Consider the following 23531-nt stretch of genomic DNA (forward strand, 5'->3'; position numbering starts at 1 on the left):
GCTGCGTGCGTCAGTCTTTCTTATGCGGAGTAGATAAATATTCTGGCCAGAGCTACGAGCATCGCCGAGGCTGGGTAGAAGAGCGTTTATTGTTTCTAGCGACAGTATTCGCAATAGACATTTGTGCCTATGCGGTTATGAGTAATCACACGCACGTGGTGCTTTGTGTGGATAAAGCCTTGGCTGATAATTGGGATAACGATGAAGTGTTGAGGCGCTATCATAAGCTACACAGAGGCACATTGCTGACTCAGAAATTCATGAATGGCGATACGCTGAGCCAAGGAGAGCTAATCACCTTTGACGAAACCGTTGAAACTTATCGGCAACGTTTGTACGACATAAGCTGGTTTATGCGTGACTTGAATGAGTATATTGCTCGCGAAGCCAATAAAGAAGACGGCTGCACCGGCCGTTTCTGGGAAGGACGATTTAAGTCGCAAGCACTACTAGATGAAAGCGCCGTACTAGCGTGTATGGCCTATGTGGACTTGAATCCCATTCGTGCAAAAATGGAAAAAACACCAGAAACATCCAAGCACACCAGTATCAAAAAACGCATTCACGCCATTAAAAACCAACAACCTCAACCGAGCGTTTTAATGCCCTTTGTGGGAAATCCTTGTGAGAATATGCCCAAAGGTATTCCCTACTCACTCAAAGACTATTGTGAGCTGATCGACACTACAGGCCGCTGTAATCGTAATGGTAAGGCTGGTCACATCGATAACACTCACAGCCCGATTTTAGAGCGATTAGGGTTAGACTCTGCTCAATGGCTAACCCTAACCACTGAGTTTGAAAAGCACTTCTGCTACGCAGCAGGTGCGGAGCAAATGATGAATGCGTTCAAGCGCCACACTCATCATCAACGGCTGCGAGGAATGACCAAAGCGAAAGCGTTGTTAAAACGCGCATAAGACATTGCAATTAACACATCTAATGCTTCTCTTGTAGCGTAGGCGTTTGCCTAAAAACTGACCTGACGCGCCGTTTCCTTCCTCTACGCTCATTTTTCCAGTAAAAATCACCAATCATTCAGATAAAAGTACCTAAACGCTTGATGAGGGGTATTCCCCCCTTCTAAGCAGGAGAGTTTTTTACACGACTCTAAAGATGGGTGTCTATGTTAGCTTTTAGCTTGCGACTCTAAAGATGGGTGATGAGATGGACGCTCCTAAGTAGCTACGGCGTCAAAATGCGCCAAACTGAATGTGTAAACAACAGTTAATGACTAAGGAGCGTCCTATGAATAATCTTAATACCATTGCCATCGATTTGGCAAAAAACGTATTTCAAGTTGGCCTGTTTTCACCCCAACATATTATGATGAGCAATAAACAATTCTCTCGTCAGAAGCTAACGTCTTTTATGGCTAAGCAAGAAAAAGCTATTGTCGTCATGGAAGCCTGCTATTCAAGCCACTATTGGGCTCGGTTATTTATGAAAATGGGACATATCGTGCATTTGCTCCCTGCTCAACATGTTAAACCCTTTGTTCGAGGGAATAAGAATGATCGCAATGATTCCATTGCTATTGCTGAAGCCTCTTGGCGGCCTAACATTAAATTTGTGCCACTGAAGTCTATTGAGCAGCAAGACATACAAGCCCTACATCGTATTCGTGATAAATTGATTTCTAGACGAACCAGCATCATTAATCAAACTCGAGGTTTGCTTAGCGAATATGGGGTCGTTATACCTCAAGGCTTAAAAAGCTTTACACAACATATCTCTGCTCTGATAGACCCAGAAGATGAGCGCATTACTGTGCGAATGAAACAACAGTTAAGGGCCGTAAAGGAAGAGTATGACCAATTAAGCAGACGCAGTAAGGCTATTGAAACCGAGCTAAAACAATATGCTCAACAAAACCCCCTATGCCAACGATTAATGACATTACCTGGTGTCGGTGTCCTCAATGCCACTGCATTATATGCAGCAATCGGCAATGGTAGTCAGTTTGAAAATCCAAGGGCATTATCGGTTTGGTTAGGCGTCACACCTAAGCAGTATGCGAGTGGAGAAAAGTCTTTTTATGGTGGGATCACCAAGCGCGGCAATCATTACTTACGCAAACAGCTGATACATGGTGCTCGCAGTGTAATGCATCGCATAAAAGCAAAAGATGACAAACTGTCCGTGTGGGTCAAACAACTGGTTGAGAGACGAGGCAAAAATAAAGCAGCGGTGGCACTGGCTAATCGTCTTGCGAGGTTAGCTTGGATATTATTACACCGAAACGAAAATTATCATTCAGTAGCAAGTTAACAATCAAGCATAGAATACTGGTAATACGTTGTTAAAAACACAATCTGAGTCGACGATAAATGATGTTAAAGCGGGTTTCCCGCACTTAGCGATAGTCTGTACTGGACAAGGTTTTTAAAACCGAGTGGGTGATTGAGACAGTTAAGTGCGGATCTCATTAGGGCCAGAGAGTAAACCGATAGTCCCCTCTCAGAATAGGCCGAATATATGTCAGTACGACCCTTGTTCATTGATCGTGAAGTTGAATGTGTTAGCGAAGAGGAAAAGCAAAACGCCTTCTAATCGAAGGTGAAGGTAGATATTGCCTTGACGACAGGGGAGCGTCCATATATGTCTTTGTTAGCTTCCTCTAAAGATGGGTGTCTTTGTTAGCTTCTTGTTAGCTTCTTGTTAGCTTCCTAAAACGTTCCCGACGTTTTAGGCGAACGCAACACAGGTTCTTACCTATCGGGTGCGGAGTCGTTTATCTAAGCAAGTGAAAATCCGGAAGGGCTAAGTGCCTAATAAGTAGGGGGTTTTATTGGAGGTATTTGATTTGGTAGGTCGTCGCTAGCGTCGTCAGGCAGTTTAACTCACCTGTGCCAACGGCATTTCAGATATCGGCTCTCACTACGTTCGGCGAGTCGCTTCAATGCGATAGCACGACAATGGTGCACCCGGCGCGATTCGAACGCGCGACCTTTGCCTCCGGAGGGCAACGCTCTATCCAGCTGAGCTACGGGTGCATATTTTGTTGTTTGATACATGCTGTATCGGTACTGCTATTTTCAATATAAAGCTTGGGGTGACTCTTTTTACTATGGCGTAAACACGTCCATGATGATATTCCCCCAGCGCGTACATCCTGTACTTCCGTTCGCTGCTCTCGAAGTGATGTTAAATCATTTCTCATCGGCTGCGCCGACCGGCGCTTACCCAGCTGAGCTACGGGTGCTTCATTTTGTGAGCGCTGATTCTAATGAAATACAGCGTATTTTCCACTGTTATTTGGTTTTATTGTCGGGGATGTTTGCTCACAGCCAATTTTTGTCTTTTATCGTGCCTAACTGATAAACCGAGTTGTCATATTGCTGTGGTTTTGGTGCTCTACAATCGCACTCTGGCAGCATTAACGCACAATATAAATAATATTATGTGATAACATCACATTTGTGTTTGATTTCATTTCAATGTTTTAGGCAAGATTATGGTAACAAGAAGACAGTTTACTTTGGGTGCAAGTGCAATGGCGTTTGGTGGTTTAACGGCAAGTTATTTTGGAAAAGTGAACGCGGCTTCTGTATTAGCCAGCACGCATGGATTTGGCCCGTTATTGCCTGATCCTAAAAAGGTATTGGATTTACCTGCTGGTTTTAGCTATCAGGTTATTTCTCAGTTGGGTGAGATAATGGCCGATGGTTTTACCGTGCCGGATAGAGCTGACGGCATGGGCTGTTTCCCGTTAGACGAAGAGCGCGTGGCGCTTATCCGTAACCATGAATTACACCCACGAGACCTAATCAAAGCTGAGCAGAGCATTAAGCAGCACAAAAGCACCATGGCTTATGATCAGACCGATGATGGCGTGGCGCTACCTGGGGGGACCAGCAAGCTGGTGTACAACCTGAAAACCCAGACCCTTGAAGAGCAGTTTTTAACCTTGGTTGGCACGGTGCGTAATTGCGCAGGTGGTGCTACGCCGTGGAATACGTGGTTGACCTGTGAAGAGTCAGTGCTTAAAGCAGGCTCAGGTGTATCAAAATCTCATGGTTATATTTTTGAAGTGCCAGCCACGGCAAAAGGCTTAATTCAGCCAAAACCATTAACCGCCATGGGGCGCTTTAACCATGAAGCCGCCGCAGTCGACCCACGCACGGGTATTGTGTATTTGACTGAGGATCGCGGCGACAGTTTGTTTTATCGATTTATTCCCAATCAGCGCGGGCAGCTCGACCAAGGCGGTCAACTGCAAGCCTTAGTGCTTAAAGGTATTAATGATGTTAAAAGCAGCCAAGGCTACGATACCCGTAATTGGGAAACGCAGAATATGCCACTACAAGAATGGGTAGATGCCCAGTGGATAAACCTAGATAACCCTGAAAGCCCTGAAGATGACTTGCGTGCCCGAGGTTATCAAGAAGGGGCAGCTTTGTTTGCCCGTGGTGAAGGGATCCACTGGGGAGACAACGAATTGTATTTTTGCTGCACCAATGGCGGTAGCAAGCAATTAGGGCAGATTATGCGCTATCAGCCATCGGCTTTTGAAGGGCAGCTACAAGAGGCTGAGGAGCCGGGCAGGTTGCAGCTGTTCTTACAAAGTGAAGATGAATCTTTGTACAACTTCGGCGATAACCTGACCGTTACCCCCTACGGGCATCTTTTGGTGTGCGAAGACCAATATACTGACGTGGTAGAAAACCATTTGCGCGGCGTTACGCCCCGAGGTGAAGCTTACGATTTTGCGCGCTTAAATATGCAGACCGAATTGGCAGGGGCGTGTTTCTCGCCTGATGGTTCAGTCTTATTTGTTAACTTGTATTCACCGACCAGAACCCTAGCCATCAGAGGGCCTTGGGAAAATTTTGCCGGTTAATGTCAATGTTATGCAAAGGCGAGTCATTGCACTAATAAGCAAACAATAAAAAGCCCGCATGAAATCAAAGGGGACACAGTGTTTCATGCAGGCTAGTACTACCTGTTACCTTTTTCCGGGCTGGCATCGCTTAGCGCGTTTACAAGCGTCGCTACAACTAAGCGGAGTGTCACTTACGCCATTGGGTGGCGGCGCACTAGCTCAAGTACGTCGTAGCAAGCACCCATGGTGTGGTAGTCGGTTTTACCGATCGGGCTTTTCAGCTCATCAATTTTTTGGTTGTCGTGAGTCAGTATTCTGAACCAAGCGCCGTATTGGTGATCAACCATATGCTGCCACGAGTATTGCCAAATCTTGTTGTACCAATCCGCGTAGCTAGCGTCACCAGTATGGTGATACAAATATGCCGCGCAGCACATAGATTCAGCCTGTACCCAAAAGTATTTTTCGTTATCGCAAATACTCATATCTGGGGCGAAACCATAGAATATCCCACCGTGTTCTTTGTCCCATGCGACACCAAGTGACTCATCGAACAAGGCTTTAGCGCGTTCAACTAGCCAGGGCTGTGGGTCGTGCCTAGCGATAAACAACAATAGCTTTGACCATTCTGTTTGGTGACCCGGTTGAAAACCCCAAGGACGAAACAGGTTTTTCGGATCGTCTTTATTGTATTCAAGGTCCACTTGCCAGTTAAGGTCGTAGTGTTCCCAAATCAAACCATTCATTAGCGCGGCTTGTTGGTTGGTCATTTTGTCTGCTAAGGCGATAGCGCGGTCTAGAAAATGACGCTCGCCACTGGCTTCGTAAGCAGCTATCAACGCTTCGCAGGTGTGCATGTTGGCATTTTGCCCACGGTAGTTATCGCACACACCAAAATCGGCGTTGCATTGGTCTTTGTATAAACCGGCTTGTGGATCCCAGAAGTGTTTCTCCATGGTGTTCCATGTTTCATTCAGGTATTCCCGTGCTTCTTCAACACCCACCCGCAGCGCCCAGCTGTAAGCCAGGATCACAAAAGCAAAACCGTAGCAGTGATTGGTTTGATCTTGCACCGTCACTTCGGCGTTTTGTACATCTAACAACCAGTTATAGCCACCCGTTTCAGGTACATAATGGGCAGTACGAATGAATTCAATACCTGACTTAACTCGCTTAAGGTATTTCGGTGTGCGAAATTCTTGGTAGGCACGGGCGTAATTAAACACAAAACGGGTTGAGCTGACTAAGTGACGAGTGCCTTTGTCAAATACTTCGCCATTGTCTAAAAAGTTTTGGTAGAAACCGCCATGGGGGTCGTCTACGTTGGCTTCGTAAAACTTGAGCGTGTCGCTTATATGGTCAAGCAGAAACGTAGGGCTAGTAAATTTTGGTGCGCTATTTGTCATCTTAATCTCCTGACGTTACCTAAAGTAACCAGTGCAAGGCGATGGCTGCCGTCCAAGAGAAGTCTTTACCGCCACAACCTTCGCCCGTTTCAGGGTTGAAGTATTCGTAGTAGCCTGACAAGTCAACAAGGGCGCGGCAGTCATTGCGTAATTTATCTGCGGTTTGTTGGTAACCTTCAGCTTCAAAGCCCAGAGCGATCATCCAGTTAATGTGTAACCAGATAGGTCCACGCCAGTAACGTTGGGGTTCGTAGCGGCTTTCTTCAGGATGAGTTGACGCCATGCAGTACTGGCTGGCCTCGTTCCACTGTTTGGCTTTGCTGTTCAAAATGTCTTTTTGCTTGGCATCGGCCAAACCTGCAAACACGGTTAACATACCGGCAGAGGTGCGCACTTTACATAAGGTGTCAGTGAGTACATTTCGGCAATAGAAGTATTCTGCCTCAGGGCACCACAGGGTATTAATAGCACTTTCAGTGAGGGCAATACGTTGAGCGATAATATCTAAGCGCTCATCTTTGATCCCCAATGTCTCACCCAAAGCAAGTATATCTTTACTGCCTCTGTGCAATATTGAAATGATACCGATGTCGTTCACTTTATACGGGCACTCATTGAAGATCACTTCGCTGTCGAATTTGTGCTTTTTGAAGAAGTCGACCAAGAACAAGAAGCGGTCATATTCGCTTTTATGCGGGCGCTGAGCCGAGTTGACATGGCCCAAATCACGACGCTCATATTCCCAATCTACGCAAGGTACATCGTGTAAGGCTTCATCCCATGCTGGGCTGTTGTCCATGCCAGATTCCCACGGGTGATAGCTCACAACCAAACCGGTATTTAGCGGGTCACGCTCTTTATACCACCATAGGTGATAGTCCACTAAGCTTGAGAACAGAGACTCAACCTTACTAAGGGCAAAGGCTTTGTCGTCAGCGGTATCTAACATGTCTTTCATAACAGTCGCCACAACGGGCGGCTGTGAAATAGAGGTACTTTTTACGCGCTTGTCTGAACCCCAAATGTCTGGCCCAGGGAAATACGTGGTGGAATCTTGATGAAAGAGTATGTGCGGCACCATGCCGTTATCCCACTGGCCGTCGAACAATACTTCAATTTCTTGCCAAGCACGTGGTTCGTCGAAATGCTTCCAACCTAATGCAGTAATAGCGGAGTCCCAATTCCATTGAAACGGATATAGACCATGCGTAGGCACTGTGTAGCCACCTAAGTCATTGGCAACTAACGTTTCCTGGGCTTTTTTGATTAATGCTGCAGTTTCTAAAGAATGTACTTTATTAACATTGATAGTCATAACGAGTGCTCTTTTTAGGTTATTCGTCGATAATTGAATCTTAAAGCACTCATTATGGGTTGTAAATGTTTTTTTCGTGTGTTTTAATCCGTCTCGAAGTAACAAATTAATAACATTAGATAAACGTTCGCTTCATTAATGACGAACACACCATTGACATTGACCATCTTAAAAAGAGTTGGAGAACACCATGAAAATGACACCTATTGCCTGTGCAGTTTCGATACTTTTTGCCACCCCACTAATGGCGCAAGAAGCAAATACTGAAACCCCAGATAACGATGAATATGAAAACATTATTGTTACTGGTTCTAGCGTTGCACGTACTGAAGCAGACACGCCTGCCAAAACGACGTTGATCGGAAAAGACCAAATCGCCAACACAGGGTTTTCGAGTCAAGCTGACATACTCATGAGTGTTCCCGGTATTAAAGTAGAAGGCGGCGGGGGTGAAGTTGCAACCAACGCATTCGTTCGTGGTTTACCCTCTGGTGGTCAATTTCAGTTCACCCCGCTTAATTATGACGGCATGCCTGCTTTCCAATCTGGCATGACATCGTCAGCACAAGATGTTTACTACCGTCCTGACATCGGCATAGAAAGAGTCGAGTACGTGGGTGGCGGTGTGTCTAACTTGTTTGGCCCAGGCTCAGTGGCCGGCATTATTAACTATATTTCGCGTACGGGCAGCGACGACCCAGAAACCACAGTTCAGGTAGAAATCGCTGAAGAAGGCCGTGTCAGAACAGACTTCTATAATAGCGGCGCCTTATCAAGTGATGAAAACTTGTATTACGCTATCTCTGGTTTCTATCGTTACGATGAAGGCCCTTTAGAGACAGGCTTAGAAACCAAGGGTTACCAACTTAGAGGTAACATTCGTAAAGAATTCGACGATGGCCATATTACCTTTCACGGTCAAATGATTGATGACCAAGTGCAGTTTTTCCTTCCTTTACCTCTTGAAGGTGACAGCCGCGAGCGTTTAACCGGTAATGACGGCGAAACCGTATATGTGGCACAAACCGTTGCCGCAGCCGATTTACGTTATGACACAGCGGATGGCACATACGAGTCACCTATTCGAAATGGTGTACTGACAGAAGGCGGCTCATTTGGTGTTGATTTTGAGAAAGAGTTAACCGACAACTGGCGCTTAGCGGGTAAAGCAAAAGTCGCTAGCTATGACCACCAGTTCAACTTATTTTTAGACGGCGACGGCATTGCCAACACGCCAGAAACGCAAGAAGGTTACGCGAATAACCTAGGTCGCACCGCAAACGGTGACGTTTTAAGCTCACTAGGTAGCGCTAATTATACATGGTCTGAAACGGGTAATGCTTTGCCAGAAGATTACTTGTTATTCGGTAACCGTTTATTAGATCGCCAGCGCGACGGTGACTTCTTCAGCACCGAGTTCAACTTGACAGGTGACATAGAGGCGGGCGGTTTTGACCATACCGTGAACATCGGTACCTTCTTCATTAACTCTTCGCAGATGGATTACAACATTATCTCTAGCTACCTAGCAGATTTTAGCAATGGCGATAGCGCGCGTTTGGTTGACTTGTCGTTTACCAATGAAGCGGGCGACACAGTGCAATATTCTAAAAATGGTGTTGTTGGGCCAGGCACAAGTTACACAAATAAAGATTTAACCAGTAAGCGAATGGCGTTCTACGTGACTGACCAGATGGAAAATGACCAATGGGCACTCGACGTCGGTATGCGTGTTGAACGTGCTGAAGGCACCACTAAATCTGAAGGCAATGAAGTGGTTGTGGTGAATGATGATCCATCACTAGCACCGAATCTACAAGTTAACACCACAGGTAACGGGCGTTTTACTTACGGTGAAGTGGCTACCACAGAAGCGGCATTCTCGGCGGCTGTGTTGTACAAAATGGATGACCAAGACCTGAACCTTTACGCGAATGCGTCAACCGGTTATTTCTTCCCACAGATCAGAAGTATCACGTTTAACGAAAACGGGGAGCCACAAAGCTACGAGGGCGAAGATATTACCCTGGGCGCGATTGGTTTTAAGTATTTCCCAGAAGATTTATACATAGACGCGTCATTATTCATAGCGAATTTGGATAATCGCCGCTCAGTGGATTTCGAAAACGATGGCTCAGGCGGTTTACTTGAGGTGGTTAAGCAGCAATCAACCGAAACCACAGGTGCTGAAGTGATTACTCGCTGGAATATGACAGACGAAGTGATCCTTGAAGGTAACGTGACTTATCAAGACGCTGAATTTAGCGAAGGCGGTAACGTGGGTAAGCAACCAAGAAGACAGCCTGAATTTTCGGGTAACCTTGCGGTGACTTATAACAACGGCTTTGTTGATGGGCGTTTAGGCTTGAGCTACTTCGGTGACGCATACGCGAACGACGATAACTCAGTCGAACTGGATAGCCACACCATTGCGACCTTGAGTGCCGGTTATTCTTGGGAGCTAAATAACGACCAGCGAATTCGTGTGGGTGTCAGCGTGTGGAACTTGTTCGACACCGACGGCATTACCGAAGGCTCACCTCGTCAAGGCAACAGCCAAGTGTCGGGCGGTGAGTTCTTCGTGGGTCGCCCAGTATTGCCACGCCGCGTGAGCTTAACCGCGCGATATGATTTCTAAAGTAAGTTTGTGTGTATTGGTGCCTGCTTGCGCCATTTAGGTTGAATAGCTTGCTCACTGAAAGGTATCTCAGTGAGCAACTATTCACCGTTCTTTCAATTTAGTAGCACCAGCGGTATGGTTTACGTTCGTGCAAATATGTGAATAAAATTATGAATACTCTAGATTTTTTAGTTGTTGCATTGTATTTGGTGGCTTTGTTAGTCATGGGATTTATGTTGCGAGAACAGACAAATAAAAGTGACTATTTTCTGGGTGGGAAAAGTCTAGGTTGGAAACCCTTGGCGTTGTCGGTCATGGCCACTCAGTTATCAGCAATCAGTTTTATCTCTGCCCCCGCCTTTGTGGGGTTACGTGAAGGTGGCGGTATGCAATGGCTGTCGTACGAATTAGGTGTGCCTTTGGCCATGATCCTTATTCTGGCGACTATTTTGCCTAAGCTTTATAACGCTGGCATTGTCAGTATTTATGATTATCTAGAAACGCGCTTTGGTCGTTCAACGCGAGTGTTGATCAGTATCGTGTTTCAATTCAGCCGAGCCTTTGCGACCGGTATTATGATTTATGCCGTATCGCTTATTCTGCAAGGCACCATGGGTATCGAAGCATGGCAAGCCATTTTATTAACCGGTGTTATTACCGTACTTTATTCGCTGCAAGGCGGCATGAAAGCGGTGGTTTACGGTGATGCTATTCAAATGGTGATCATCATCTTAGGCACTGTGGCCTGTATCGGATATGGCCTGTATTACCTTGGTGGCGTGGATTCGTTTATAGCCAATGTTGACACAGATCGCCTGCAAGCGGTTAAGTTTGATTCGTTCGGCTTTAGCGGTGACGGATTTGGCTTTTGGCCAATGATATTCGGTGGTGTGGTGCTATACGCTTCATACTATGGTTGCGATCAAACCCAAGCCCAGCGTGCGTTGTCAGCAAAGGATCCTGACAACCTACGCTATATGATTTTAGCCAATGGCGTTATTCGTTTCCCTATTACTATTTTGTACTGTTTCTCCGGTTTGATTGTAGGCACTTTAGCCATGAGCGAGCCTAGCTTTATGGCAAAAATTCCTGCGGATAATCCTGATTGGATGATGCCGATGTTCATCCTAAATTACTTACCTCATGGGCTTATCGGCTTGTTAGTTGTGGCTATTTTAGCTGCGGCTATGTCGTCACTTAGCTCGGCGATTAACTCGCTGTCTGCGGTTACCATTGAAGATTACTGCCGAATTACAAACAAAGAATTAAGCCAAGGCGGTTACCTGAAACTGGCCAAGTACATGGGCTTAGTGTGGGGCGCGATTACCTTGGTGCTATCTCTTTATGCTGGCAACATTGCGCCAACGATTATTGAAGCGATAAACAAAGTCGGCTCTTTGTTCTACGGGCCTATTCTTGCCGTGTTTTTGTTAGCGGTATTAACCAAAAGCACGTCGGGTTTACACGTTAACATTGGGCTTATTAGCGGGGTGCTATTTAACTTGCTTATCTCGATGATCGCACCGGAAATCTTTTGGTTCTGGTGGAACTTCATTGGCTTCGTCGTCACGATTGTCATGGCAATGATGATGAGCAAAATTAAACCTTTCACTTACCAGCCAAGCGAAGAAGAAGCCACAGCTGCGCCAGTATCTCTGTCAATTTTGACCACCAAAGATATAGCACTGCTACTGGGTATGTTCGCTGCCATGATTGCTTTTTGTTTATATATTCCCACCGCGTTTGTTTAAGGGTAAAGAATGAAATATCACGCTTTTCTACTCAAATTATTCAACACCGCTGTTGCGGCCTGTAAGCCCAGCGCTTGCATGGCCGAGCAGTTAAACAAGCTTGATGCAAGCAATGGCATTTGTGTTGTCGGGGCGGGTAAAGCTGCGGCTGAAATGGCCGCCGAAACGTACCGAGTGTTAGGCGACAAGTGCTACGGCGCGGTTGTGACACGCTATGGTTATGAGAGTGCAGGTGACACGGGTAAAATTGAAGTGCTCACGGCAAATCACCCCACCCCAGACAACAACAGTTTGGTGGCGGGTAAAACCTTGCTCGATTTAGTGCGCGAAACACCCGCAACAACGCCAATCTTATTTTTGATTTCTGGTGGCGGCTCGTCACTGATGTGTTTACCCGTGGACGATGTACCATTTGCTGATAAGCAGCAGCTAAATCAATTCTTGCTGCGCAGCGGTGCCAGCATTGATGAAATAAACACAGTGCGCAAACAATTGTCTTTGGTCAAAGGTGGCAGGCTTGCCCAAGCGGCGAAATCAAAACATGTCACTTTGATGATATCGGACGTGGTGGGTGACAACGCGGCGGATATCGCCTCTGGGCCAACTATTTCAGACCCGTCAACCAAAGCACAAGCGGCCGCTATTTTACAAAAGTACCATTGGACACCGGTAGGCAGTATTGCCAACTACTTGGCTAAGCCTGAAGTGGCGCTAAAACATAGCGCCCCGAGTGAGTATCATATTGTGGCCAACGCCCAGCATGCGATTGATGCAGCTATTGCGGTCGCACAGCAAGAAGGTTGGAAAACCAAAGTGCTAGGGTACGATATTCAAGGCGAAGCCCGCGAGGTTGCTAAAGCGCATGCACAGCAAGCATTAGCATGCAGAGCGAATGGCGAGCGAGTGATGTTATTTTCAGGCGGTGAGCTAACGGTAACCGTAGGCAAAGAGTATGGCGACGGTGGGCCGAATCAAGAGTATTTAATGGCGTTAGCACTAGAGCTTAATGGCGTTGAGGGCATATCCGCTATGGCCTGTGACACTGACGGCGTGGACGGCAGTAAGGACGTTGCAGGTGCGTATATTGATAGCTCTACTCTACATCGTGCAGTTGCTGCGGGCGTCAGTGCTACTGAGTTACTAGCCTCTCATAACAGCCACGAATTTTTCGGCGCCATTGATGATTTGGTTATTACCGGCCCAACGAACACTAACGTTAATGACTTTAGAGCGATTATCATCGAATAGCCTGAGTTTATATCGGTTAGATGCTGGCATTAAGCGCCCGTAGTAGGGTGCTTTACTTACCCTTGAGCATTGAAATATAACGCTTTAAAAATAACACTGCTTGTTCTTATTTGAGCTTTCAAATAGGCTATAGCAATTTTAAGGTAGATGTATTACTTATGTTCTCAATAGACAACAGTCAATATTTGCGCTCTGGTTTTAAACTCGGAAAAGGCAGTAAGCTTTTCCAAGATATTGAGCGGGATATTATCAAAATTGTCTTTTGGGAGCAGCGTGTTACTCAGAGCCAATTGGTGTCTGCCACCAAAATTCCTCAGCAAACCGTGTCCCGCTTACTAAAAGGCCTGACCCAATCAAAGGTGCTACGCCAAACCGAAGAGATGATCCCCAATCCTAAAGGTAAGCCGGGTTTTGGCATTGAGCTAAATCCTGACTATGCCTACACCTTCGGTGTATCGATATTATTAGATGCAGTAGGTGTGGCGGTGATGGACTTTGCAGGCAATGTTATGTCGACTCAGTTCCGCGAAATGGACGATATGAGTATTGCACATGTGCTTGAGGCGACAGAGCAACTTATTGGTGAACTAAGTGCGCGCTGTAAACTAGACGAAACTCGCGTGCTTGGCATAGGCGTGGGAATTTCAGGCTTCTTTAGCTCCATGGATGGCAAGATGAACACCCACCACATGCTTGAAGAATGGTCGCAGGTGGATATCGTTAAGATTATTTCAAATCACTTTACACTGCCTACTTGGGTGGTGAATGACGGCACAGGCGCGGCCGCGGGCGAAGGTGTAGCGGGCGTGGGGCGCCAGTATAAGAACTTTGTTTACTTATTTGTTTCATCAGCTTTTGGTGGCGGCGTTGTCACTAATACGGAGGTGCTCCGGGGCACCTATGGTAATGCCGGTGAGTTGGGCGATATGTTGCCATCAAAAATCTATGCCCACCCCAATTTAGAATTACTGAAACGGATCTTGAAGAAGAATGGGGTGAAATTCAGCTCCATTTACAACTTGCATGAAGAGTTCGATCCGAACTGGCCAGGGGTAGAAGAATGGATTTTCAAGGTACAGGACTCGTTTGATTTGGTCGCCACCTGTTGTTCTGCTTTACTGGACGCAGAAGCGATTATCATCGGCGGGCATATCCCTAAAGAGTTGGCTGAAATGGTCATTCCCCGTATCGACGTGTATGCACAATTTCGCCGGGGAGCAAAGCGCCCAATGCCGAAAATTGTGGTGTCGGGCATAGAGAAACACCCTGTTTCAATTGGTGCTGCAACCATTCCCCTTAGGGAGTTGTGTTTGTAAGCGTTGCCGGTCTGAACCGAAAGTAGCTGAAACAAAAAAGCGTATTGAACTGTATTCAATACGCTTTTTTTGTGAGGCATTCACCGAATAACACTCAACATTCACTGACCAGCACATACACTTCGCCGACCAGTCTTTTAAAACAGCAGCTTTTGCCCTTGTTTAGGAATAATAATGTTTAAGCCTAAATCGTTACCATCGTCTAGTTGCTTAGTAATGTTTGCTCTTGGGTCAACATTTTTAGCCAACGTGTACTTAATATGGCTAATCACCACATTTAAACCTTGAAGCGGTTTTTCGCCGCCTATTTTGGTCGCTAAGCTGCGAAGCTCGCCCATTAGTAACTCGGGTGTTAAATGGCCAAACAACAAGTTATGGGGGCGCTCGTTTTCGAAAGATGTTTCGATGATGACGCCGCGCAGCTTTTTGTGTTTTACCTGCTTGGCGAGATACGTCCAGATGGCATCTAACTTATCTTGTTTTTCCACTATGTCTGGGCCTGTGTCACCGAAGTAAACGAATATATCGTCCCCATGTTCAATCACAAACGCGCTGGACTCTACTGGGTGACTCAAGCTAAAAGCAGTGACATGTAGCGCAGTGTTAGCAATGGGCGCTGTTTTACCTGGCAGCAAGTCCACCACGTGGTATTTGTTCAGCAAAGGAGGAATGCCGCGGTCGCTAAAATTAGCCCAGGCTTTGCCGTTGAAGTAGGTTTCACCGATCATGGTGTTGACTGAAGGAATTGCGTAAATGCTTTTTTTGCTGTCTTCGGGGGATGCCACTAACATACCATTGATGTGATCAAGGTGAGCATGGCTAATTAAGTAACCTTTAACATGATGACGCAAAATGCTGCCCGCTTTACCCCATTTATCATCATCGACAATGGCTAAATCATCGAACGCGCCTTGCTTAACGCTTTGATTTATCCCGTTGACCAAGGTGCCCGCATCTAACGCGACATAGTTAGGTTCGGTGACAGAGCGCAGCAAAAACGCGCTTAAGTTTCCGTCTTGTATACCGCCGCTGTCGCCCAGCACCACCAGTTCAAACGCTGGAGAAGAGTCATCTGTTTCGGCTTGCAGGCCTGTACTGCTTACAAAAAAAAGCGAAATGGTCAGTAGCCATTTCGCTTTTGTCATTATATCTCGCATCTTAATCCGTTCTGCTCAGTTCATTGGGTTGGGCCAAGCTTTGTTTGTATAGCTCCAAGGCTTGCTGGTTATCTTGTTGAGACTCTTTGATTTTTGCCAACAGCAATATATCTTGCTGACGATTGCCCAGCTTAATCGCTTTACTTAGGGCTTTTTCGGCCAAACTAAAATCTTTAGCGTTATAGGCTACAGCGCCCAATGTAGAAAGTAATTCAACGTTCATGTCGTCTGCTTTCAACCATTGCTCTAACTGTTTCAGCGACGTGGTGGGTTGAGACAGTTTTAACTCTTTGTAAAGCGGCAGCAACATAGGGTGAGGTTTGTTTTTATGATACTCGCCCAGTGCCGCTTCAGCATCGATATGCATGTCTTGGTCGATTAGCTGCTTAACGTAGGCTGCTTGTAAAGCAGGGTCGCGTCGGGTCGACTTAGGCAGCGAATGCCAATTTTCTTTCAGCTGGTTTGCCCCTTCTTTGCTGGCAATTTCAGCAAAATTACCTTTCGATGCCAGCTGCATATAGTGTTCATAATGTTCACCTAAGGCTTTTTTCCAAGACGGTAGACGGTCTTTCAATTCTTGCCATTTACCCGCTTGAACCAACGCTTGGGCTCGCAGGATTAGCACGGAACGTTGGCGTTTTTGTTTATCCTCGAGCTCATCTAATATTTCGAGGGCTTTAACAGGGCGCTGGTTTTGCAGATGGTCACGCACTAAGCACAACCGAGCAGCAAAGGCTGATTTAGGATAAGAGGTAGCCAAGCGCCAGTTTTCTTGCGCGCCAGCGGGGTTTTGCAATTGTAGCTCTGCTTCTGCGGCAGCAAGTAAGTTCAAACCATCGAAATCTTCCTGCTCGATGCTGGCAAGTTGCTTGCGTGCTTCAAGGTAATTTTGCTCGGCCAAGGCGATGAGGCCGTTGGTGAATGCACGTTTCTTTTTGCGTGAGCCCCAGTTTCCTAGCCAGTTTTTTGAACCTGATATAATCATGATCAATTTTTTGATTAGCCATGAAAAAAGTAGCAAACCTACAATCACCAAGATGGTCATGATTGCCATGGAAAATACGTTCATTTCAACAACGTAGCCAGCGAAATCAATAAACACATAGCCTTTGTCGTCGAATATTAAAGACCCAACCAACACGGCAATAAGCAAGGCCACGAAGACCATCAAAATTCTTATCATGGTTGGTTAGCTCCGTTTACAAATACATTGTCGATACGTTGCTGAATAACGTCTTGCAGCGCCGGTGCGGCGTTAAATTGACTCGGATAAACGCGCTTAATGTCGGTTTCTGCCAATTCTTCAAGACGTTGGTCAAATTGTACTACTGCGCTTTCGTCCACGGCGAAGTTTTCGTCTAGTACCCGTTGCGCGTTTTGCAGTGACTGTTGATAAAACTCAACATTCTCTTTTAACGCGGCGCTTTGGGCCTGCAGTAAAGATAGCTTTAGTTGCTCAGTAGCCAGCCATTGTTGCTGTGCTGACATATATGGCTGCACTTCGGTTTCTTTCTTTTTATAGCTGAAGAAGTCTTTGGTGAATGCTGCCCAGGCGCGTGATAAGTTCGCTTTCCAGTCATCGACTGAATCGGAAACATCTTCACCACCTTCGGTTGCGATATCAGGGCGTTCGAAGGTATTAAGCGGTAACTGGTCAACTTGAGACAACAAGGCACTGATTTGCAGCGCGATGGAAGATAAAGACACTGGGTTTACCTGAGCCAAAGTTTGTATGTCATTCGCTAGGCGTTCTCGAATGGGCAATAAGCTTGGGTCGTCTAAGTCTTGCAAACGGCTATCAGCAGATTGCAGCATGGCTATCGCGGTTTTTAGATCGTGCTCTAACCACAATTTACGTCCAGCCATGCGAACTAAAAAGTCTGCTTCAGCAAGTAACCAATCTGCGGGGCGGCGGCCGGCGATACTGCTTAGCATTTGTTTATTGGCCTGAGATTGGTTGTTCGCAGCCTCTGCTTCTTCAAGAGCGTTTTGTAGCTCTTGGTTGACACTGCGTAGCTGTGATTCAAGTCGGTTATTTTGTTCCTTAACCTCATCGGTAATAGACAAGTTTTGCTGCGCTTGGCGCGTCAAAATGTCTTGTTGCTCACTTTGAGTAGATTCTTGGGTCTGCTTTTGCTGCTCCCATTGTGTCCAGCCCCAATATGCAGCAGCTGCAATTAATAATAAAATTAGCAGGTTGACGATAGTAACGAACCATAAAATACCGGTTTTGGCCGGTTTATGATTTTTTTCATTTTTGATTGGGGAGGTGGCACTAGGTGTACCCGAATTATCGCTTGTGCTAGTAGTCTTTTTCACGTTGTTGTCGCTTTTCAAAGGAGCTGTAGGATTCTTTTTCGTGCCATGAGCAGCCGACTCGGCTTTTGGCGCAGCAGGCGTTATTACCGCGCTGGATGCAGTGCTTGATGAGGCACTTGAAGCAACACCTGAAGATGCGCTACTGGGCTTGTCTTTCGTTTGATCTGGCTTATTTTGAGGCGTGTCGCCCTTTGGCTTGCTGCCTGATGAATTATTCGTATCTGATTGGTCTGCCATTTAATGCTCCAAAAATTCCTTGGCACGGCGAATAAGTGCCTGGTCGCTAGCGTCATCGCTGACAAATATTGTATTTATACCGCGTTTTGCGGCAATTTGTTCAGTTCGCGGGCTTACCACAATCCACGGTAAGGATTGTAGCCACTTCGCATCGAAATGCTCAAACGCCGTATCTATCATTTCACCACTGGTAGCAATGATGCATCTAATCTGCTTCGCTTGCCACTCTTGTGTGGCTTTAGGCGTGGCAATTTTTATCCTTTGATAAATATCGGCTAGCAAAACAGTAGCGCCGCGCTGGGTAAGTTGTTGGGCTAAATCTTCACGGCCGCCTTGCCCTTTTATGATAAGGACTTTATGCCCTGCTATTTCTTTCAGGGGCGTTAACGCTAATAAGCCTTCGGTGGTAGGCACCGGAGGCACAATCACGTCGTAACCTTGAGCCCGTAAACCCTCAGCAGTACTGCTACCAACGGCAAAAATAGTCGCTGCATTTGGTAGCTCAATGCGCTGCTGAGCCAATAACTGACCTACCACTGTGCTGGTAACAATAATACCGTCCCCAGAGGATAGGGTGCGAAGTGAGCCCGGCAAAGAACTCAGAGCCTGTTCATTGGCCTGTGTACTAATCAGACCGACACCAACCGCTGGTAAACCCGCAGCAAAAAAACGCGCCGCGCTTGGGGCGCATTTTTGCTCTGGGCGGAATATCAGCACGGTCATGGTTTAGTCTTTATATAATGCCTGAAGAATTTCACCTGCGCCTTTTTCAAGCAGCTGCTCAGCCACATCAACGCCAATGCTAATTGCATCATTCACATTGCCACGTTTCTCAGCCTGAAGAAGTACACTGCCATCGGGTGAGCCGACTAATCCACGTAAGTACAGTTCGTCACCGTTTAATACGGCATAACTACCGATAGGCACTTGGCAACCACCATTTAATTTAGCGTTCATGGCGCGTTCGGCTTTGACCCGTGATTCAGTGTTGCTGTGATTCAGCGGCTTGAGTAATTCGATTAGCTCAGCGTCATCGTTGCGACATTCAATGCCTACAGCGCCTTGACCAACAGCGGGCAGGGACACAGTAGGTTCGATATAGGTTTTGATGCGACCTTGCATTTCAAGGCGGATCAAGCCTGCAGCAGCCAAAATAATGGCATCATATTGGCCTTCATCTAACTTCGCTAAACGCGTGTTGACGTTACCGCGTAAGTCCCGAATGGTTAAATCTGGGCGGGCGCTACGAATTTGGCACTGACGGCGTAAACTTGAAGTACCTACTATTGCGCCTTGGGGCAATTCTTCGATGCTCGCATAGGTGTTTGACACAAATGCATCATAGGGGTTTTCCCTTTCACATATGCAGTGCAAGCCAAAGCCTTCTGGAAAATCAACGGGTACGTCTTTCATTGAATGTACGGCTATATCCGCGCGGCCTACGCTCATAGCGACTTCAAGCTCTTTAATAAATAAGCCTTTGCCACCAATTTTGGCTAATGGCGTATCTAAAATGCGGTCGCCCTGTGTGGACATAGGCACCAATTCAACCTTAAGTTGAGGATGAGCTTCAAGTAATTTGGCTTGAACATATTCTGCTTGCCACATGGCTAAAGCACTTTTGCGCGTAGCAATTCGAATAACGCGATCTGACATGAAAAATTCACTGTTAACGGACGAGTTTATACCGCGATATTATCAGAATTTACGTCCACTTTGAGTAGGCAAAGATCTAGTTTTGCTGAAAAAGCGTAATACTGCCCCCAAAACTGAACAACAGACGTCAAAATAGATGTTGAATGCCATGAAGTACTTGGTGATTGAAGCGGTTCAATAGAGCATGTGCATCTATTGTCCGAAAGCGTGTTGAACCCCAGCGTTCATTACAACAGTATCTGGTAAATCGGTAGTTCACGACCCGCAATACTGCCAGAGGGTTGAGAGCCTATTCGCTTGGCACCGTTTTTCGCATAGAAGGCAGCGGCATGTGGGTCGCTGTGTATAAGCATAGCTTTGAAATGGTGTAATTTTGCTGCACTTATTGCGTGTTGCAGTAAGCTTTTTCCAACACCACACCCTATAACAGACGGGCTAACAAACAGCGCCAATAGTTCTGCTTTTTCTGCGGATAAACGCTGAATTGCATAGAAGCCTAACGGCGTTAAGGCTTGACTGCCTGAAGAGGTAAACGCCCCAATAAAATGAAAGTCCTTATGGGCGATTTGTGTTTTCGAATAAGTGAGTTCGTGCGCGCATTGCTGCATAAATGCTGACGAGTACCCCCAATGAGCCTTCGACCTCATGGCCAGCGCAGAAATATCTGCGCTGTGCTCTTCGCTCAATGGGAGCAGGTTAATGTGCATCACCAGAGCAACTCTTCGTTATCAAGATTAGTTGCTTGTGGGGTACTGCATGCGGTACTGGGCATCGGCTTGTTCAATATATTGGGCTTTATTCGCCAGCCATTTTTGTTGCACGCTGGCGCTGTAGTTTAAGTAAAGCTTACCATTATCGATAATAAAAGCGTCTTCATCTATCCCAACAAAATCTCCTGTGGCCATCGCATAGGCGCAGTAACCACCGTATTGCGGGGCGTATTTTTCAGGTTCACTTTCGAATAAGTCTAGATGTGCTTGCGAGCTAAAATACCAGTCGGCTCCGCGCCATTGGGTGGTAAATGCGTCGTCGCCTTTTATTGCCTTGTTCGAAGTGAAGTAAGCGACGGTATCGTAACCGTAAATGGCTTTGTTACTAAAAAAGCCTGTTTCGATGGGATCTTGTGCAAAGGTAAAATGACTAACACTAAGCATGATGAAGAGCATGGCAATCTTCGCTATGCGATGAACAATGACAAGGGGGTTGATGGTCATGTTAATTCCTGTGGTAGCTGATGCTACATATTAGATAAAGGGCTTATCCAATAAAACCGAGAGCACAGGAATTTTATTTCATCACATTTCTATCCCAAAGCGTTTATACCTTGGGAAAGTGCGATGCGGAGCTAGGTAAACTAGCTAAAACGTGCTTGTAACCACACTGAGATATGATTAATTTCTTCTAAACACACGCTGTGCTGCATAGGGTAATCTTGCCAAGTGACAGGATAACCATTTTCTTCTAACACTTTGTACGCAGCATTGCCCATAAACACGGGCACCACGTTATCTTGCTGACCGTGAGCCATTAAAATAGGTGTGCTTTTATTGGCATCGCTTGCTTCACTGGTCAGGGTTTCGGGTTCACACATATAGGTTGATAACGCCATGATGCCGGCGAGTTTCTTATTGATGCGCGTGCCCAAATGCAGCGCAATCACGCCACCTTGTGAAAACCCTGCCAATACAATGCGCTCCGCTGGTGTGCCGTTGGCAATTTCCGCATCAATTAGTACTTCCACTTGCTTAGCGGACTCTTCAACACCCACGCGATCTGCTCTGTGATTAAAATCTAAACTAGCGATGTCGTACCAAGCACGCATTTCCATATTGTTATTCACCGTAATGGGGCGCACTGGGGCATGAGGGAAAACAAAGCGAATAGGCAAAGCGTCGGGTATTTTTAGTTCAGGTACGATTGGCGCGAAGCCATTACCAGAATCCCCTAAGCCGTGTAACCAAATCACCACTGCACTGTGGGGTTGGCTTGGGTTCACTTCTACATACTCTAAATTGTTGTCACTCATAGGGTTACCACTCTTTGGTTCGTTCTAAAACGTTTTTAATTAATGCTTATTCGGTCGGTCGCGGGAAAGACACTGGCACTTCGGCTTGCTTGCTGGCTGCATCATTCATAAATTGCCAAAACTCAACGCCAGTGCGCTCGTCAATCCACAGACCTTCTTGATAGTTAAAATGATGGCCGTTAAATTTGGTGGCTACCCACAGCTGGTGCAGCGGCGGCTGTTTGTTGATGATGATTTTAGTGCCATTAACAAAAATAAGGGTAAGAATGCTGCTAGCGGATTCGTAATCGATATCGGCTTCTACATCATCGAGCATCTCTTCTAAGTTAATTAGCAGGTCGTCGATGAGTTGGTGATATTGGCTGTCGTTCATTGTTGCGTCACCTTTTGTGAACAGTTTTGATGCATTAGCACCATTGCAAAGGGAATATGCTAACATTGCATAGAAATCTCAACACTCACTTTATCTACTTACTTGACTGAAAATCTTCTATGCCACAATCACTCGGAAATTTATTTATACTTGCCGCGCCTTCAGGGGCTGGTAAATCTAGCTTAATCAAAGCGTTACTGCAAAACCATGATGCGACGGAAATTCATAACAATGAAATGCAGGTCTCGGTTTCTCACACCACGCGGGCACCTCGCCCAGGTGAAATAGACGGTGTACATTATCATTTTGTCAGCCGAGAGGTATTTCAACAGCTGATCACTCAAGATGAATTCTTCGAATGGGCTGAAGTATTTGGCAATTATTACGGCACTTCTAAAGTGGTCATTGAGCAAACCTTGCGCAAGGGGATAGATGTGTTTTTGGATATCGACTGGCAGGGGGCCCGTCAAGTTAAGGCGCAAATCCCAGATACCGCGACCATATTTGTTGCTCCGCCTTCACGAGAAGAATTAATGCGCCGTTTGACCGAAAGAGGCCAAGACACCCCTGAGGTCATTCAAGATCGCATGAACAAAGCGGTCTCTGAAATATCGCACTACCACGAGTTTGATTACATAGTGGTCAATGATGATTTTGACGCCGCATTGGCAGAGCTTGACGCCATTGTGTCAAGTCGCCGTTTACGTAAAGAAAAGCAGGTTATGCGCCATAAAAGTTTGTTCGAAAATTTACTGGCAAGCGATTAGCACAGAAATTCAACGCTTAGATCGTGAAAGATCTTTGCTAATGACAGGTTTGCAAGTACACTATGCGACCTTTTTTTAAAACATAGCTACACGACGGAGATCAAAATGGCTCGCGTAACAGTTGAAGATGCCGTAGATAAAATTGGCAATCGGTTTGATTTGGTTTTAGTCGCAGCACGCCGCGCAAGGCAACTTGCGATTGAAGGTAAAGTTGCACATGTAACAGTAGGTACTGATAAGCCTACAGTTGTAGCACTACGTGAAATTGAAGAAGGATTCGTAACAGCCTCTACTCTTGATGCTGAAAATTTGCGTGATCAACATGCACAAGACCAAGCTCAATTTGAGTCTGTAGCAAATATTCTTCAAGAACAGTAACCCTAGCACTTACGTTTCTGAACATGAGTTTAGGGGCGTTAGACCGAGGGAAAAAGCCTGATCCCAGCGGTGGAACATCAAACTGATGTTTTAGCCGTTGGCTTAGCGCCCATTTCACCGTATCCTTAAACTTTTCA

At 46.2% G+C, this 23531-nt stretch carries 21 protein-coding genes and 1 tRNA gene; 10 read left to right on the top strand and 12 right to left on the bottom strand.

The window, feature by feature from the left end; translation table 11 throughout:
- A partial coding sequence (locus tag GMES_RS20105; RefSeq protein WP_039987889.1) for a hypothetical protein occupies window positions 1-920 on the top strand: 920 nt, incomplete at its 5' end.
- A gap of 328 nt (window positions 921-1248) precedes the next feature.
- Window positions 1249-2271 (top strand): IS110 family RNA-guided transposase, encoded by a 1023-nt coding sequence (locus tag GMES_RS20110; RefSeq protein ID WP_006994656.1) that lies wholly within the window; start codon window positions 1249-1251, stop codon window positions 2269-2271.
- A 648-nt stretch (window positions 2272-2919) separates the two neighbouring features.
- Here GMES_RS20110 and GMES_RS20115 read toward each other — a convergent pair.
- Window positions 2920-2996, bottom strand: a tRNA-Arg gene (locus GMES_RS20115).
- Between the two features lie 91 nt (window positions 2997-3087).
- On the opposite strand from GMES_RS20115, the gene GMES_RS22545 reads away from it, so the two are divergent.
- Both GMES_RS22545 and GMES_RS20125 read left to right on the top strand, forming a co-directional pair.
- Entirely contained in the window at window positions 3088-3321 is a 234-nt protein-coding gene (locus GMES_RS22545) for a hypothetical protein (protein ID WP_039987893.1), read from the top strand.
- 136 nt (window positions 3322-3457) lie between these two features.
- On the top strand, window positions 3458-4843 hold the full coding sequence (locus GMES_RS20125; RefSeq protein ID WP_006994659.1) for an alkaline phosphatase PhoX: 1386 nt from the start codon (window positions 3458-3460) through the stop codon (window positions 4841-4843).
- A 173-nt stretch (window positions 4844-5016) separates the two neighbouring features.
- Here GMES_RS20125 and GMES_RS20130 read toward each other — a convergent pair whose 3' ends face one another.
- Both GMES_RS20130 and GMES_RS20135 read right to left on the bottom strand, forming a co-directional pair.
- Complete coding sequence (locus tag GMES_RS20130) at window positions 5017-6231, bottom strand: AGE family epimerase/isomerase (protein ID WP_006994660.1); 1215 nt, start codon at window positions 6229-6231, stop codon at window positions 5017-5019.
- Window positions 6232-6250: 19 nt separating this feature from the next.
- Window positions 6251-7546, bottom strand: a complete 1296-nt coding sequence (locus tag GMES_RS20135; protein ID WP_006994661.1) for an MGH1-like glycoside hydrolase domain-containing protein — start codon at window positions 7544-7546, stop codon at window positions 6251-6253.
- Window positions 7547-7736: 190 nt separating this feature from the next.
- On the opposite strand from GMES_RS20135, the gene GMES_RS20140 reads away from it, so the two are divergent.
- From GMES_RS20140 to GMES_RS20155, 4 genes are all read left to right on the top strand, one after another.
- A complete protein-coding gene (locus GMES_RS20140; protein WP_006994662.1) occupies window positions 7737-10184 on the top strand; it encodes a TonB-dependent receptor in 2448 nt (815 codons plus the stop codon).
- A 152-nt stretch (window positions 10185-10336) separates the two neighbouring features.
- Window positions 10337-11917 carry a sodium:solute symporter family protein gene (locus tag GMES_RS20145; protein ID WP_006994663.1) on the top strand — a complete coding sequence of 527 codons (1581 nt, stop codon included), beginning with the start codon at window positions 10337-10339 and terminating at the stop codon, window positions 11915-11917.
- Window positions 11918-11926: 9 nt separating this feature from the next.
- Window positions 11927-13165 (top strand): glycerate kinase type-2 family protein, encoded by a 1239-nt coding sequence (locus tag GMES_RS20150; RefSeq protein ID WP_006994664.1) that lies wholly within the window; start codon window positions 11927-11929, stop codon window positions 13163-13165.
- A 158-nt stretch (window positions 13166-13323) separates the two neighbouring features.
- Window positions 13324-14481, top strand: coding sequence for an ROK family transcriptional regulator (locus GMES_RS20155; protein WP_006994665.1), 1158 nt, complete (start codon window positions 13324-13326; stop codon window positions 14479-14481).
- 137 nt (window positions 14482-14618) lie between these two features.
- Here GMES_RS20155 and GMES_RS20160 read toward each other — a convergent pair whose 3' ends face one another.
- From GMES_RS20160 to cyaY, 9 genes are all read right to left on the bottom strand, one after another.
- Window positions 14619-15638 (bottom strand): DdPDE7 family 3',5'-cyclic-nucleotide phosphodiesterase, encoded by a 1020-nt coding sequence (locus tag GMES_RS20160; RefSeq protein WP_006994667.1) that lies wholly within the window; start codon window positions 15636-15638, stop codon window positions 14619-14621.
- Between the two features lies 1 nt (window position 15639).
- Window positions 15640-16821 (bottom strand): heme biosynthesis HemY N-terminal domain-containing protein, encoded by a 1182-nt coding sequence (locus tag GMES_RS20165; protein ID WP_006994668.1) that lies wholly within the window; start codon window positions 16819-16821, stop codon window positions 15640-15642.
- A complete protein-coding gene (locus GMES_RS20170) occupies window positions 16818-18194 on the bottom strand; it encodes a uroporphyrinogen-III C-methyltransferase (protein WP_006994669.1) in 1377 nt (458 codons plus the stop codon). Before GMES_RS20170 ends, GMES_RS20165 begins: the two co-directional genes overlap by 4 nt.
- Window positions 18195-18917: a uroporphyrinogen-III synthase gene (locus GMES_RS20175; protein WP_006994670.1), complete on the bottom strand. Its 723-nt coding sequence runs from the start codon at window positions 18915-18917 to the stop codon at window positions 18195-18197.
- A gap of 3 nt (window positions 18918-18920) precedes the next feature.
- Complete coding sequence (hemC, locus tag GMES_RS20180) at window positions 18921-19850, bottom strand: hydroxymethylbilane synthase (RefSeq protein WP_006994671.1); 930 nt, start codon at window positions 19848-19850, stop codon at window positions 18921-18923.
- Between the two features lie 227 nt (window positions 19851-20077).
- Window positions 20078-20557 (bottom strand): GNAT family N-acetyltransferase, encoded by a 480-nt coding sequence (locus GMES_RS20185; protein ID WP_006994672.1) that lies wholly within the window; start codon window positions 20555-20557, stop codon window positions 20078-20080.
- A gap of 27 nt (window positions 20558-20584) precedes the next feature.
- Window positions 20585-21064, bottom strand: a complete 480-nt coding sequence (locus GMES_RS20190) for a YHS domain-containing (seleno)protein (RefSeq protein ID WP_006994673.1) — start codon at window positions 21062-21064, stop codon at window positions 20585-20587.
- A gap of 140 nt (window positions 21065-21204) precedes the next feature.
- Complete coding sequence (locus GMES_RS20195; RefSeq protein WP_006994674.1) at window positions 21205-21876, bottom strand: alpha/beta hydrolase; 672 nt, start codon at window positions 21874-21876, stop codon at window positions 21205-21207.
- Between the two features lie 46 nt (window positions 21877-21922).
- Entirely contained in the window at window positions 21923-22249 is a 327-nt protein-coding gene (gene cyaY, locus GMES_RS20200) for an iron donor protein CyaY (RefSeq protein WP_006994675.1), read from the bottom strand.
- Between the two features lie 119 nt (window positions 22250-22368).
- On the opposite strand from cyaY, the gene gmk reads away from it, so the two are divergent.
- Both gmk and rpoZ read left to right on the top strand, forming a co-directional pair.
- The gene (gmk, locus tag GMES_RS20205) at window positions 22369-23016 is read left to right on the top strand and encodes a guanylate kinase (RefSeq protein WP_006994676.1); all 648 of its coding nucleotides are present in this window, start codon (window positions 22369-22371) and stop codon (window positions 23014-23016) included.
- 105 nt (window positions 23017-23121) lie between these two features.
- Window positions 23122-23394: a DNA-directed RNA polymerase subunit omega gene (gene rpoZ / locus GMES_RS20210; protein WP_006994677.1), complete on the top strand. Its 273-nt coding sequence runs from the start codon at window positions 23122-23124 to the stop codon at window positions 23392-23394.
- Window positions 23395-23531 lie beyond the last annotated feature (137 nt).

Origin of the sequence: Paraglaciecola mesophila KMM 241, from assembly GCF_000315015.1 — a bacterium.
Taxonomy (GTDB): Bacteria; Pseudomonadota; Gammaproteobacteria; order Enterobacterales; family Alteromonadaceae; genus Paraglaciecola; species Paraglaciecola mesophila.